12 protein-coding genes are annotated in these 14,312 nt (G+C 52.3%); 6 read left to right on the top strand and 6 right to left on the bottom strand.

Features of this window, described 5'->3' with window-relative positions:
* Positions 1-153 precede the first annotated feature (153 nt).
* A complete protein-coding gene (hypB, locus tag D889_RS0110475) occupies positions 154-819 on the bottom strand; it encodes a hydrogenase nickel incorporation protein HypB (protein ID WP_010632069.1) in 666 nt (221 codons plus the stop codon).
* A 137-nt stretch (positions 820-956) separates the two neighbouring features.
* Here hypB and D889_RS0110470 point away from each other — a divergent pair, with 137 nt between their 5' ends.
* Positions 957-1,388 carry a DUF3842 family protein gene (locus tag D889_RS0110470; protein WP_026039093.1) on the top strand — a complete coding sequence of 144 codons (432 nt, stop codon included), beginning with the start codon at positions 957-959 and terminating at the stop codon, positions 1,386-1,388.
* Here the strand turns inward: D889_RS0110470 and D889_RS0110465 are convergent.
* Positions 1,385-1,903, bottom strand: a complete 519-nt coding sequence (locus D889_RS0110465; protein ID WP_010632071.1) for a gamma carbonic anhydrase family protein — start codon at positions 1,901-1,903, stop codon at positions 1,385-1,387. The genes D889_RS0110470 and D889_RS0110465 overlap by 4 nt on opposite strands.
* Positions 1,904-2,197: 294 nt before the next feature.
* On the opposite strand from D889_RS0110465, the gene D889_RS0110460 reads away from it, so the two are divergent.
* Positions 2,198-3,010 (top strand): arginase family protein, encoded by an 813-nt coding sequence (locus D889_RS0110460; protein WP_010632072.1) that lies wholly within the window; start codon positions 2,198-2,200, stop codon positions 3,008-3,010.
* A 62-nt stretch (positions 3,011-3,072) separates the two neighbouring features.
* Here the strand turns inward: D889_RS0110460 and D889_RS0110455 are convergent, their stop codons facing one another.
* Entirely contained in the window at positions 3,073-3,582 is a 510-nt protein-coding gene (locus D889_RS0110455) for a type 1 glutamine amidotransferase domain-containing protein (RefSeq protein WP_010632073.1), read from the bottom strand.
* Positions 3,583-3,833: 251 nt separating this feature from the next.
* Between D889_RS0110455 and D889_RS0110445 the strand changes: the two genes are divergently transcribed.
* The gene (locus D889_RS0110445) at positions 3,834-4,604 is read left to right on the top strand and encodes a MerR family transcriptional regulator (RefSeq protein ID WP_010632074.1); all 771 of its coding nucleotides are present in this window, start codon (positions 3,834-3,836) and stop codon (positions 4,602-4,604) included.
* A 146-nt stretch (positions 4,605-4,750) separates the two neighbouring features.
* Positions 4,751-5,395, top strand: a complete 645-nt coding sequence (locus D889_RS0110440) for a cupin domain-containing protein (protein ID WP_010632075.1) — start codon at positions 4,751-4,753, stop codon at positions 5,393-5,395.
* A 28-nt stretch (positions 5,396-5,423) separates the two neighbouring features.
* Here the strand turns inward: D889_RS0110440 and D889_RS0110435 are convergent, their stop codons facing one another.
* The 3 genes from D889_RS0110435 to D889_RS0110420 form a co-directional block, all read right to left on the bottom strand.
* On the bottom strand, positions 5,424-5,798 hold the full coding sequence (locus D889_RS0110435; RefSeq protein ID WP_010632076.1) for a DnaJ family domain-containing protein: 375 nt from the start codon (positions 5,796-5,798) through the stop codon (positions 5,424-5,426).
* Between the two features lie 14 nt (positions 5,799-5,812).
* Positions 5,813-7,378: an FAD-dependent oxidoreductase gene (locus tag D889_RS0110430; protein ID WP_010632077.1), complete on the bottom strand. Its 1,566-nt coding sequence runs from the start codon at positions 7,376-7,378 to the stop codon at positions 5,813-5,815.
* Positions 7,379-7,601: 223 nt separating this feature from the next.
* Complete coding sequence (locus tag D889_RS0110420; RefSeq protein WP_010632078.1) at positions 7,602-8,597, bottom strand: Gfo/Idh/MocA family protein; 996 nt, start codon at positions 8,595-8,597, stop codon at positions 7,602-7,604.
* 279 nt (positions 8,598-8,876) lie between these two features.
* Between D889_RS0110420 and D889_RS0110415 the strand changes: the two genes are divergently transcribed.
* Complete coding sequence (locus tag D889_RS0110415; RefSeq protein ID WP_010632079.1) at positions 8,877-10,109, top strand: O-antigen ligase family protein; 1,233 nt, start codon at positions 8,877-8,879, stop codon at positions 10,107-10,109.
* 516 nt (positions 10,110-10,625) lie between these two features.
* Positions 10,626-14,267 (top strand): GH92 family glycosyl hydrolase, encoded by a 3,642-nt coding sequence (locus tag D889_RS0110410; protein WP_010632080.1) that lies wholly within the window; start codon positions 10,626-10,628, stop codon positions 14,265-14,267.
* The last annotated feature ends 45 nt before the right edge of the window (positions 14,268-14,312 follow it).

Genomic DNA, 14,312 nt, shown 5'->3' with positions numbered 1-14,312 from the left:
ATTCATATGTAAATTAAAAAGCCGCGAAACGCCAACAGATATCCGGGATTCCGGATATCCGTCAGCCTTCGTGGCTGCATCCTTATTCAGTCAAATTGGATCCGTACAGGCATTGCAGCAAATCTTCGTGATCCGCGCCCGTCGACTCTTCTTTCAGACTTCTTCCAGTTTCGAACTGATCCGTGAGGCAACTTCATCATAGAGTGTGCCAATGCCGCCGTCTGCCTGGCAGGAGGTGCGGAAAACCTTCGTCTGCGGATTCAGCTGAAGGGCATCCTTCTCTGCCTGCTGATCATTGAAATTGAAGAAACGCATCATGTCAAACTTATTGAAAACAACCAGGTCCGCTTTTGTAAAAAGCAGCGGATATTTAACAACCTTATCGTCGCCCTCGGGGATGCTGACGATCGCCAGCTTCATGTCTTCACCGATTTCAAACTCAGCCGGGCAGACAAGATTCCCGACATTCTCGATGAACAGCACGTCGATGTCGTCCAGATTAAAATAGGTCAGCATTTTCTTCATCGACATCGCTTCGATATGACAGGCACCGCTCGTATTCAGCTGAACAACCGGAACACCCAGCCGGTCGAGTTTTTCCGCATCGACCTGCCCGGCAATATCACCTTCGATAACGGCTGCCTTATAATGTGGCTGCAGCTTCTCGATCAGTCTGATGATCAGGCTTGTTTTCCCCGCACCCGGCGCTGCCATAACATTTATCGCAAACACTTTTTTCCTGGCAAGAATTTCTTTGACCTCATTGCTGCAGTCTTCGTTGGCTTCCAGCAGCTGCTTCACAACCCTGATCGAGCTCACTTCCGCGCCTCCATTCGATCGGCCGGACCATTCCGCGGCCAAAAGAAGAAATTAACTGCTTTCTATTATATAATAATTCCATGTTGATGAGATGATAAAAAAGTGACAGGTCTTTGCAGACCGGGAAGAAGCTTTATATGAAAGTTGCCGTTCTCGATGGCCAGGGGGCCGGGCTTGGCCAGACACTGATCAAAAAAATACGGCTCGAATTGCCGCCTGAAGTGCAGATCATCGCCCTGGGCACGAACACATTTGCCACTGCGCGGATGGTCCGTGCCGGCGCCGATATCGGCATCAGCGGTGAAAAAGGAATCTGCTCCTTCTGCCGTCATGAAACGGCCGACGGGATCATCGCCCCGATCGGTATTATCGAACCGGGATCCATTCAGGGCGAAGTCACTGCAGCGATGACACAGGCGTTTTCCCGGATGTCGTGCAGAAAGTATCTTCTTCCTCTCCATCATCCGGACATCCTGGTTCCCGGCACCGCGAAGACACCCATCAAGGATCTGGCCGAAGAAATCATTGAAGACCTCAGAAGCCGGCTGACAACGAGCAGGGGCTCTTAACTCTGCCCGATCCCCGCCTCCAGATATTTCTTCGCCTGCGCCATATAATGCGCCGCATCATATTTTAGATAGTCCGCATTGTCCTGACTCAGTTTCCGCCGCTCTTTGGCCGGTACCCCGGCAACGAGCGTCCCCGCTTCGACAACCTGATTTTCCAGAACCAGCGCCCCCGCAGCAACAAGCGCTCCTTTTTTAATCACTGCACCGTTGAGAATTGTTGCCCCCATGCCGATCAGTGATCCATCTTCAACGGTACAGCCATGCAGCGTCACATTGTGGCCGACCGTCACATTTTTCCCGACCCGGACCGGATCTTTTGCGTCGACGTGGACGACCGTGCCGTCCTGGATGTTTGATCCTTCACCAATGAAAATACCTGCTTCATCGCCCCTGAGCACAGCATTGAACCAGACCGATGCCCGTGCACCGAGCACCACCTGCCCGATAACCTGTGCCCCCGGAGCGATGAACACACTTGGATCCACTTTTGGAAAATGTTCCCCGTAGTGCAACATGATGATCACCTCGTTAAAATGTTAACGTTTCCATATTTGATTATACGAAAAAAACATTTATCCTGCACCCTGCAAGAACAGCGAATTCGCCGTTTGGCTGATATATCCTGATTTCGGCCGATATATTTTTAGTCCAACGGCCCCACAATCGAACCGGGATCGTCTGCTGACGGCTTCATCATAGAGCTAAAGCGCATACAGACCATCGTCTGTTGGTCTTCGTAAAAAAACTGCGCTAAAATAATAACTGAAAGCGTTTGTGTTTCATCCGAGCGCCGCAAAGAGGTGAACGACATGCCCTTAGTGCACCGGAATATCACATTTTTAAATTTTGATGATACCTATGTCCATCAGAAAAATCTTACTGCGGCTGTCCCCCATCAGTGGATTGACTTTACCGGGCTGCGCGGCACGGCCATGTACTGCTCGCCGGGAGCGTTCGCATCAATTGGCGCGGCACTCGGCCGGATCCCGGACAAGGGACTGACGTTTATCGGCAGCGGAAACTATCACTATGTTGCGCTCGCCCTGATGCAGGAGATCAGGCGGCCGTTCACTTTGGTACTGTTCGATCATCACACAGATCTGAATGCAGGACAGATCGGGCCGCTTTTGTCTTGCGGTTCCTGGGTCAGCCACGCGATTCAGGAAGTGCCTGAATTGAAAAAAGTGATCATGATCGGACCGGATCCGCGGAGCGCACGTGACGTTCCGCAGCCGATTCGGCGCCAGGTCGTCATCATTCCTGATCATAGCACCCCCGCTGCCGGTCAGCTGCTCAAGCTGATCCAGACAGATACGGTCCAGATCAGTGTGGACAAGGATGTGCTTTCGACGGATGAAGTCAAAACAAACTGGAGCCAGGGCCGGATGAGATCAGACACGCTCTTGCCGCTGGTCCGGACGCTCATCGAAGACAAACGGATCGCGTCGATGGACGTTTGCGGCGGCTGGCCGATCCGGCCGCATGAACACTTCAATCCGCAGATCCGGACCTGGCTGAGCCGGAATGAAGCGATCAACAAAAAATTGGCCGGTTTATTCATCAGCCAGCTGATCCGGACAGACGCTTCAGCAGGCACACGTCATATAGCAAAAAGCTTGTAAAAAACAGAACCCCCGCCCTGCTTAGGAGTGGAGGTTCTGTATGACTACCTTTTATTAATATGTCAGGCGAGTTTCTTCAGGCTTTCACGATTGAAGGCCGGAATATCGTCAGGTGTACGGCTCGTAACCAGGTTGCCGCTGACAACGACTTCCTGATCTTTGTAGTTGCCGCCGGCGTTTTTCAGGTCAACCGCAATGGACTTGTAGCCCGTGATGTTGCGGCCTTTAACGGCGTCCGCCGTAATCAGCAGCTGCGGACCGTGGCAGATGGCAAAAACGTTCCTGTCTTTGTCTGCGAAAGCTTTGGTAAAGTTAACGAAACGATCGTCGTCACGCAGGTTGTCCGGTGAATAGCCGCCGGCGATCAGCAGTGCGTCGAAGTCGTCCGGCTTCACATCGTCGATCGATGCATCTGCCGTTACTTTGGCACCATGCTTGCCTGTAATCGTCGCACCCTTTTCCTTGCCGATCACGACAACTGTATGGCCGGCATCCTTATATGCCTTTGCAGGTCCGGTGAATTCGACATCTTCGAAATCATCGGCCAGTACTGCAGCAATTTTCTTTGCCATCGTTTAATATCCTCCTCGGGAATCGATAGTGTTAAATTGTCCGCATCAGTCCGTTTTCATCCGCGGAAAAAAGCAGACGGTACGGACGGGAATAGTTTTTATTTTTATTCCCTACTTTTCCTATTTTAAAAACAGGAAACAGTCCGGTCAAATGTCCTGCTCACAATATGGAAATATTTTTCACAATTAATAGTGCTTGAGGTTTACGCAGCGTCAGGGTATACGATAAATTTATCAGGGGGGTAGGTCAATTGCATTACACCGTCAAACAGCTCAGTGATCTGGCCGGAGTCAGTCCGCGAACGCTCCGTTATTACGACCAGTTGAACCTGCTGAAGCCGGAGAAGATCAACGCATCGGGCTACCGCATCTACGGACCAGGAGAGGTCGACAAGCTGCAGCAGATCCTGTTTTACCGGGAACTCGGTTTTGGCCTGAAGGACATACGGGCTTTCCTCAATGCTCCGGATTTCAGCCTGATCGCCGCCCTGACCAGACAGCATCAAAGATTAATTGATGAGCGGGATCGTCTGAATCGACTGATCGCGACAGTTGAGAAGACGCTGGCCGCCAGGAAAGGGGAACAAACGATGACCGATAAGGAAAAATTTGAGGGCTTTAAAAAGGAAATGATCGACCGAAATGAAGCGCTCTATGGCAAAGAGATCCGTGAGAAATACGGAGAGGCGCAGGTAAAGGCATCCTATCAGAAATTTGCCGGCCTCAGCAAAGATGACTACGCCGATGCCGAAGCCATTCAAAACGAGATGGGCGGCCACTTGAAGGCGGCACTGGATAACGGTGCGGATCCGCGAAGCAGCGAAGCACAGAAGGCAGCCGATCTGCACAGGCAGTGGCTGAGTTACTTCTGGACGGCGTACACCCCGGAAGCACATGCCGATCTGGCAAAAATGTATGTGGCGGACCCGCGCTTCACGGCCTATTACGAAGATCGGTTTGGTAAAAATGCAGCCATCCTGCTGCGCGATGCCATTCTAGTCTATACCGGCGAGAACAGGTGAGCATTTTGATAAGCAATGCGGTTGGCAATCGGCCGCACTGCTTTATTCTGACGGATCGGATCTTTTTCCTCACGCATCACCGGATGCTATACTGAAACATGAAAAAAGTTTTCAAATGACAGGATCTGTTAAAGGGAGGGACTTCTTTGTTACGATTCCATCGCGTTGTCTGGCTGGCACCATTTATCCTGACACTGGCTGCTTGCGGCGGGCCGGCCGCGCTGTCGACATCATCGCCGTCTGATCATTCATCGATCCAGCAGGCAGCTTCAGACCGTGCTTCTTCATCGGGAAAGCCATTCGCCTCAGTCGCTCAGGCCCGTTTCAAAGACGACGGCACGATCCCGAACAACCCGAAATACTCTGTTCTGATCTACCACGGAGCAGTCAAAGGGATGAACGCCAATCAGATTGTCAGGTTGTTTCATAAGAACAACTGGGGCAACAACTGGATTGACGGCATCTTTGATTTCCATCATTTTCACAGCAATGCCCATGAAGTGCTCGGCATAGCAGCCGGCAGTGCTGAAGTTCAGCTCGGCGGGCCTAAGGGGAAAATTTTTAAATTATCGGCCGGTGACGTCGTCGTCCTACCGGCAGGTACCGGGCACAAGCGGATTTCGGCAAGTAACGCATTCTCTGTCGTCGGCGGCTACCCGAACGGAAAGTCTTACGACACGCAAACAGAGGAAAGCAATCCGTTGAAACAGAATATCGCCAGAGTCGGCAAGCCGGCTCAGGATCCTGTCTACGGGAACAAGGGGCCATTGCTGAACTTATGGAAAGAATAAGGCCGGAGCATCTGCCCCGGCCATTTTTTCAAATATGCAGGTGATTAAAGATCTTACTCCTGTATTTCCGAAAAGCCCGGCTCTTCCGGATCGAACGTTTTTCCGTCAGCTGATTGAATCTCAGCCGTTTGGCACGCAGCTGTCCGTTCAGCCGGCGAAGTTCTTCGTCATCCGTACAGCAGCGGATCAGGTCGCTCAGTGTCACCATATCTTTACGGATCTGGACTTCTTCCGGCAGATAACCGGCGTTTTTCAGCACCGTGTAGCCGACGCGCAGATCTTTGGGCACACCGGACAGGTCTTCAAACTGCTGCGGCTGTCCTTTCCCCGGAAGATGGTCAAATGCACCATTCCGAAGTCCGACCTGTATCTTTTCTTCAGCCATGAGATCAATTATGCTCAATCCCGGACGCCTCCTTACAAGGGCGTTTTCTGATCACCGGCAACCGATTCATTCTGCAGATAGATTTGTTTCAGCGGCTTCAGCGCCGGGCCGTCAATTACCTCGCCGTTCGCCCGGAATCGCGAACCATGGCACGGGCAGTCCCATGTGCGCTCGCTTTGATTCCAGTTTACCTCGCAGCCGAGGTGCGGGCAAGTCGTATCCACGATCACTACTTTTCCATCCGGCTGTTTGTAAACACCGGCACGCGTTTCGTTCAGCGACACAATGGCCCCCTGATCATTCCCGAGATCGGCAATCGACTTTTCCTCCTGACCGATTTTCCCTTTTATCAGATTTCCGGCCACTTCGGCATTCTCAATCAGGAATCGGCCTACCATCGGATCTGCTTCAAAGCGCGACGGACTGAAGAGTTCGACGTAAGGATTATCCTGCTCCAGAACCAGATCGGTCAGGAGCCCGGCAGCTAACGTTCCCGTTGTCATGCCCCATTTCCGAAATCCCGCCGCCACGAAAAGATGCGGCTGGTTCGCTGAGATCGGTCCGATATAAGGCACTTTGTCCAGAGTCGTGTAGTCCTGCGCCGACCAGCGGGCAATCCGGCGGTTTTCGCCGAGCAGACTGTCGGCAAAACCGGATAACCGGTCGAAATGGATCTCTGTATCTTCGCCGCGTCCGGTCTTGTGATTCTCACCACCGATCAGAACCATGTTTTTACCGGACAGCTTCAGACTCCGGACCGACCGTTTCGGATCGCCGGCACTCAGGTACATCCCGTCCGGAACCGTCGCATCCGTCTCGCAGGCAATCAGGTAAGACCTTTCCGGGAACATCCGCGAGAAATAGAACCGGGGATCATAGAAAGGGAAATGCGAACAGATCAGGACGTTCCGGCAATGGATGCGGAAACCCTGCCTGGTCCGGATCACCGGCGGCTTCTCCTGTTCCAGTTCAACCGCCATCGTCTGTTCATAGACCGGCACGCCCATGCGCGACAGTTCCGCGATCAGGTAGTGCAAATACATCAGCGGGTGAAACTGCGCCTGATCCGGCATCGACAGCGCATTGACCGCCGGCAGAGACAATCCGGTTTCCTGTTTCAGGTCCCCTGGGATGCCCAGCCGGTCATACGCCGCCTTTTCTTTTTCAACTGCCGCCGCTTCCTGATCCGTCGCCGCATAAACGACTGCCGGTTTCTTTTCAAATCCGCAGGAAACGTTATTTTCCGTGATCGTCTGTTCCATCCAGTGCAGCGCTTCCTGGTTTGCCTGATAGTACAGTCCGGCTTTTTCCGCGCCAAAATGTGCGGCCAGCTCGTGATAGATCAATCCATGCTGGGCGGTGATCTTCGCTGTTGTATACCCTGTCGTGCCGCTGGCCAGACGTGCCGCCTCGATAAGCGTCACTTTTACACCGGCAGACGCCAGGCGAAAGGCGGCCGTAATTCCGGTAATGCCGCCGCCGACAATCAGCGTCTCTGTTTCAATGTCTTTGTCCAGCGCCCTGAATTCCGGGAGGTGCACCGTATCCTGCCATACCGATGTGGTTTTCTTAAAATTATTCCGCTGCTCCTTCGTCATATCGATCCGTCCTCACTTTTCATCACATTTCCGCAGTTTACTTTTTATCGTTCCCCTTTTCGCTGAGACTCTATGCGGCAGCGGACTTCACAAATCAATAAAAAATGCAGCGCCGCTTTTCTTTAAAAACAAAAGCGCTCTGCAATATTTCTGTATCCCGCTCAAATGGTCATTTTCCGGAAAAAGTGCGGCTGATCATCCCGGACCGCCGGAGTCCGTGAACTTAAACCTGGTCATTGGGAAAAAGAATCCCGTTATCTCGCCGCGATTTTTCCATGACACGCACGACTTCACGGCTGTGTTCCTTCAACGTCCGGTAAGTTTCCAAATCGTTCTGCTCAATCGTATCGGCAAAACAGGTGATTTCATAAATCATATCATTGTCCGTCTTGTCCTCTGCGATCAGTTCGTCCTGCTTCGTGTGGGCATCGATCCATTCCAGCCGGTGGATATTCGATGCATTATTGATCCGGAGCGTTCCCTGTTCGCCATGAATTTCCGAAGGGGCGTCGGAATGGGCGATTTTCGAGCAAAGGATCGTGCACACGAAATCTTCATAGTTCAGCACCAGTGTCCCGCTCCCGTCCACACCGCTCGACAGCATCACCGGAAAATAGGCTGAATCTGCCGGCGGACCGAACAGGGAAATCGCCGCAGACAGGGGATAAACACCCAGATCTTCCAGTGCACCGCCGGCAAACTGCGGGGAAAAAATATTGGTTATTTTCCCATCGAGAAACAAATCATATCGTGATGAGTATTGAATCAGCTGCAGAACCGACGAGCGAAGACGGCCGGCACGATGCAGCGCCGCTTTCAACTCTTTGAATACCGGTGTCTGGATATTCCTGATCGCCTGAAACAGAAAGACGTGTTTCTCTTCCGCCAGACTGAAGGCCTGCTCCAGTTCGTTTAAGGTAATAAAAATCGGTTTTTCACAGATGACATGTTTGCCGCCGTTAAGAAGTGTCATGACCTGCTGAAAATGCAGGCCATTCGGCGACGCCACATAAACCACATCCACGGCATCACTCTGGGCCAGTGCTTCCACAGAGGTAAACCATTGTATTCCGCCATGCTGCTCCGAAAACGCTCTGGCCTTGTCGGCACTCCTTGAATAGGCTGCGGTGTATGTCATTCTGCCGGTTTCCTGAACCGCCTCCAGAAAAGAACCGGTGATTTTACTTGTTCCGATCGTTGCCAGTCTCATTCCCGTCATCCTCTCCGCCTTCTGTATTTACAATTTTCATTATACCTGTTACTTTAATTCATGACAGCCCTTACACCGGACAGCCCGCACTTCCGGGAGAGCGGTCAATCGATCCCTTTGTTGTGATTGAATCATGACGGAATGCGTCGGTATCTTTTTTGCCCGTACAATGTATAAATTTACCCACAAGTCTGTTGAAGTTGTCCTGATTCATGTATTATAGTGAAGCAGTGTCTGAAAATATTTCAGATGATACAAACTGAAACTATTTCGGAGGCAAGTTGACAAATGACATCAATCAAAAACAGGCCGGCAGAATTCGGCTACGTACTGCTGTTCATTCTGCCGCCGCTCGGTATTGCCTGGTTAGCCGGGCTGGGAATCCGGCAATGGACCATGATGATCCGGAAAAAGATGAGGCTTGCGGCCGATCCGGTCAGCATTCTGTTCATCCTGCTGATCCTGGCTTCAATCGGGGCAACACTGACCAACGGACGGCCTGAAGATCTGTTGTCCACGGCGATGCTGACCGCTTATTTCGGCGTTTATCTTTATTTGCTGAACAATCCGGGGAAACTCCGGCTGTCAAAATATATGTGGATCACAATTTTGGGCGGTGCATATCTTTATTTTTCCGACTGGTTCTTTGATCTTGTCGGACGGTTTATCGAGATTCCGCCGGCTGTTTCTCTTCTGACCGGACATCTGCTCATGGGCTTTAACAGGCAGGACAGATTATACGGTTCGGCCTACAATCCGAACTATGCCTGTTACCTTTTGATCCTGGCGCTGGCTTTGCTGATGGTCGAACTGCTGCGTTCGATCCGTCTGCGTAACACCAGAATGATTGCCACGGAACTGGCGCTGCTTGCCGTCCTCTCACTGGGTATCTATGCGACGGGCTCACGCGCCGGATTCGTCATTATGCTGCTGGTCCTGGTGTTCTTTGTCTACAAATGGAATAAGAAACTGTTCTTTGCCACCTCCGTTCTTACTGTCACCAGTGTTCCGCTCCTGATTAATGTGATGCCGAGAGGCGATTCTGCAGGTTTTTCCATGCAGCAGCGTATCAACATCTGGAAAAACAGTCTGGATGTGTTTCTGCAGCATCCGCTGTTCGGCACGACATCGTTTGACTTTTCAACAGCCTACTATCAGCTGACCGGCCATACCATTGCTCATGCCCATAACCTGTTCTTATCTATTTTTGCCTCTTCCGGCGTGGTCTGCGGCGTTTTCTTTACAGGTCTGATTATTACCGGCACTTTCTCGCTCCTCAAAGCCGTACATACGGAGAGGGGCTACCTCAGCCATCGGGTGACTTTGTTCCTTTTCTCATTGCCGACCATCGTTGCCTACGGCCTTCTGGACTTTACCCTGTCCTCACCGCAGGTCATGCTCGTGGTGCTGGCGCTGGTTTCTTTCTGGATCCGTGATGAGCGAAGACGCAAGCTTCAGGGACATTCTCTGTTCTCGACACAGGCAGTCCAGTCGGCAAAGCAGAAATCAAAACCGGCCTGACGAAATGGAGGAGGATATGAACATCCCGGAAGATTGCAACCAGCCGCCGATGTTATATAAATGGCAAAAATCAGTGCATAAGCCGCAGATATGTAAGAAAAGTTAAAAAACTATGTCAGACTATATGACATAAATATTGAATACACGATGCAGCATGCTATGATAAATGAGTAAGCTTTAACACACCTTCTGTTGCAGTTAACCTTAAGTTAAGATGTTCCATCTTGCTTTGGGAAACCATCATTTACTCGTTGCGATAGAATGCTCACCGGCATTCTTATCGCATATTTTTTTGCCTTCAATCATTCTGTGACTGCACCAAAACCGTTTTTGCGTTCGAATGCTCTTGCATGTATGCGCTCCGGCATGTATGGTATTGTAGATTGCAGTGTTCCCGGATGAATGGTTCCGGCAGCAGCTGCACGCTTCGGGGCAACCTGTAAAATGACCCGTCATGACCCATACTATACATCAGCGAACGGCTGCCATTACCGGCACTGAAGAGGTGTTTGATCGATGCAGAATAAAGTCATATCAAAAGTACTCGCCGGCATCATCGGATTCAGTCTGATGTTTCCGGCTTTACCCGGACCTGCTGTGCCTTCCGCTGCAGCCGCGTCCTCTAATCCTGCATTCTTTACCTCATTTGAAAAGAACGATCCGGCGCCGGACTGGAAGAATGCCGCCGAATCCGGAAATGACGGACAACCCATGATTAAGGATGTCCATTCAACAATCTCAGGAAATTCAAAAGAAATAATGACGACATCCGTTGTGCAGGGGCCGTCCTCCGTTTCCGGATCTCCGGCGAAGGCCGGCTGGAGCGGCCACCGCGTTCTCGCCTATTCGGGCCGTAATTCCGGAAGCAGGGACAGTTATGCCTATAATAAACTGTTCCGTGTCCGGATACCGATCAAAAAGAATACACAGCTTTCTTATTATCTGGCTCCGGTTACCGTTACCGGTAAAACGGTATCGAACGCTTCCGCTTATGTGTCCGTTGATCTTGCCTTCTCCGACGGGACCTATCTGCATCAGCTGTCTCAGGCGACGGACAGCGACGGCATACGGATGACGCCGACCGCCCAGGGCGCGTCGGGGTCACTGATCGCCAATCAGTGGAACTATAAAACTTTGTCCCTCGGACATGCGGCGGCAGGAAAAACGATCGTGCGGATTCTGATTGCCTATTCCGATCCCGGTTCGGCGGATGCTTTCAAGGGCTATCTGGACGATCTGCGCATCGGCACCGCGGACAAAAGCGTCGGCTCATCGCCGGTCAACAACGTGAACATCCTGACGGGAACGAATTCGGACAGCAAACTGCCACGCGGAGAAACAGTGCCCGCGGTCGGCGTGCCGAACGGTTTTGCTTACTGGTCGCCCGCTCTGGACAGCAGTTCAGCCAGCCACTTCTATCCATACAGAAGCAACAATGATCCGGAAAATCTTCCGGAAATCCAGTCTTTTTCCCTCAGCCATTCGCCCAATCAGCAAAATGGCGAACGACAGTCCCTGCAGATCATGCCTTCCGATTTTTACGGCACACCGTCGGCGAGCCGGCTGAACCGCGGCCTGGCTTTCGACCGGAAGAATGAACAGGCACGGCCTGATCGCTACAGCGTGACGTTTAACAACGGGATGAAGACGGAATTGACCGCCTTGAGCCATTCGGCGATGTTACGCTTCACTTTTAAAGGAACCGTCGGGAACCTCATTTTCGATAATCTGGACAACAACGGCAGCATCACGCTGAATCCGTCAGCCAGGACCATCCAGGGTTACTCAGACGTGAAAAGCGAAACGACCGGCAACAGCAGCCGCCTGTTCTTCTACGGCGTTGTCGATCGTCCGGTTATGGGTTCCGGCCGGACCTACGGCCAGAGCAGAGACAACGTCACCGCTTATTATAAATTTGATACTTCCGTTCAAAAGACAGTTACCCTTCGCCTGTCAACTTCATTGATCGGAATCCGCCAGGCGAAGAAAAATCTGGATCAGGAGATCGGCGGCAGGGCGAGTTTCGGAAAGATCGCCGGGAAAGCCGCCCGCGCCTGGAACAGCCGGCTCGCAAAAGTCAGTATTCCGGGTGCAACCCAGACGCAGCGCACCACACTCTATTCCGCGCTCTACCGCCTGTTTCTCTACCCAAACGCAGGTTTTGAAAATACCGGATCAGCTAAGAAGCCGGAGTATCGTTACGCTCTGCTCGACAGCCCGCTCCAGGATAAAAACGGCGCTTCACGGACAGGCGCGCCGGTCAAAAAAGGGAAGGCTTACGTCAACAGCAATTTCGCCTACAGTGCACAGACTGTCTGGCCGGCCTATGCCTTGCTTGAACCCGGCCTGACCGGACAGATGATCAACGGTTTTCTCGATAATAAGAGGAACGGGGGCAGTGCCGTCCCGGCGAACGCCAGCACTTATGCCGATACAGCCTTTGCCAATGCGGCCATTAAGGGTGTCCCGGGAATACATAAGAACGTCCTTTACAATGCACTGCTGACGGATAGCCTTGTTTCCGGCAGTCCGGAAACCGGGAGCACGCTGGAACAATTACTCGCCGGCTATGTCAGAGACGGTGCTGTCGGGAATCTGGGCGCTGCGCTGAATGATCCGACAGGCTCGGCAAAAGTGCTTCAGGACAGCAGTGATTATTTGCTGCAGCGGGCCCAGAACTATCTGACTTGGTTTGACACATCGGCAAACCTTTTCAATGAAAAAACCGCGGACGGAAATTGGCAGCAGAATACTGATGTGACCGGTCCGTCCCGTGACAACCCGCAGGCATCCCCCGACCGCTGGAGCCTGTCCTTCAATGTCCCGCAGGATGGACAGGGTCTGGCTAATCTTTACGGGGGACGAAGCGGCCTCGGTAACAAGCTGAATCAGTACTTTGCTTCCGAATCCCTGGCTGCTTCCGTTAAAAAAGACCCGGACGCTGCTCTGGCTGCTGCGGGACGACTTGGTATTTTCGCAATCAACCGGCCATCGGCACCGGTGATTCCTTATATGTATCTGTACGCCGGTGAAGCAGCAAAGACGCAGGATCTTGTGCGGACGATTCTGAACCGTTTTTACACGGGGAGTGAAATCGGACAGGGTTATCTTGGGAGTGATGCCGGCAGCATGATGTCCGGTTATTATTTTTTAGCGGCATCCGGACTGTTCCCGCTGAATCAGGGGAGCAGCAGCTACGTCCTCAGTGCCCCCTATTTCAAGAAGATGATCATCCATCTGGGCAAGGGCCATGACCTGACCATTAATGCACCTGCCGTCAGCAACACCAACCGGTATATCCAAAGCGTCACTTTCAACGGGCGCACGGTCGCCGGAATCTCGATCTCGCAGCAGCAGCTGGCCGGCGGCGGCACCCTGACTTTTCAGATGGGAGCCAAACCGTCCGACTGGGGAACTTCGTCCGGCGCTCTGCCGGATTCACTGACGCCGCTGTCTACAGATGGTTCGACGCTTTATCCGAAGGCGCTGGCGAATCTTGCCGATCCAAATACCGTCGGCGCCAAACTGACGGCCAGCGACAAGACGAATGCTGCCCCGCTGACCGCCGCGATCCCGTCCGTCGCGATCTTCACGGATAAGCACCCGTCGATCAGTTCGGACTTTGGAAAAACACCGCAGAGAGTTAAAACCTACACGCTGACTTCCTCTGCCGATCGGGGCTACAGTTATCCGAGAAGCTGGACCCTGTTTGCTTCTGACAACGGGAAAAAGTGGGATACGATCGACCATCGCTCCGGAGAAACATTCATCCGGCCGTCAATGACGCGCGCGTTCACGATCAGGAATCCTGCTGTTTACCGTTACTATCGCCTGAAGATAACCGAACGAAACAGTAAATACCCGCTTGCGCTGAACGGCTATCAACTGCTTGGCTATACAGGCATCAAATCCGGTTATGAAGTGCTTATGAAAGAACTGTTCAGCCAGTTCGGGAAGGGCAACCTCCCGGAATCTGAGATGGCCTCCCTGTCTTCGGCGCTGAACCGGGCGCAAAATGCCTATAATAAAGCTGATACGGCTTCATCAATTTACTATCTGCAGACATTTGTCCAGCGTCTGAACGCATCGGCAACCGGCAGAGCGCGAAGCATCCTCTCGGCGGATGCGCAGGCACTCGTCAATCTGCTGGCCGATTGACGGGCCGGAGCATTCTGCCGCAATCTGTTACTTTGGAAAGGGGAC

The organism is Sporolactobacillus vineae DSM 21990 = SL153, assembly GCF_000377985.1.
Classification (GTDB): Bacteria; Bacillota; Bacilli; order Bacillales; family Sporolactobacillaceae; genus Sporolactobacillus; species Sporolactobacillus vineae.
This window is presented reverse-complemented; position numbering and strand designations above follow the sequence as displayed.

Bases quoted from the DNA above. Each gene is read 5' to 3' on its own strand.
- D889_RS0110470 (WP_026039093.1), top strand. From the start codon at position 957: ATGAAAGTTGCCGTTCTCGATGGCCAGGGGGCCGGGCTTGGCCAGACA.
- D889_RS0110465 (WP_010632071.1), bottom strand. From the start codon at position 1,903: ATGTTGCACTACGGGGAACATTTTCCAAAAGTGGATCCAAGTGTGTTC.
- D889_RS0110460 (WP_010632072.1), top strand. From the start codon at position 2,198: ATGCCCTTAGTGCACCGGAATATCACATTTTTAAATTTTGATGATACC.
- D889_RS0110455 (WP_010632073.1), bottom strand. From the start codon at position 3,582: ATGGCAAAGAAAATTGCTGCAGTACTGGCCGATGATTTCGAAGATGTC.
- D889_RS0110430 (WP_010632077.1), bottom strand. From the start codon at position 7,378: ATGACGAAGGAGCAGCGGAATAATTTTAAGAAAACCACATCGGTATGG.
- D889_RS0110420 (WP_010632078.1), bottom strand. From the start codon at position 8,597: ATGACGGGAATGAGACTGGCAACGATCGGAACAAGTAAAATCACCGGT.
- D889_RS0110415 (WP_010632079.1), top strand. From the start codon at position 8,877: ATGACATCAATCAAAAACAGGCCGGCAGAATTCGGCTACGTACTGCTG.
- D889_RS0110410 (WP_010632080.1), top strand. From the start codon at position 10,626: ATGCAGAATAAAGTCATATCAAAAGTACTCGCCGGCATCATCGGATTC.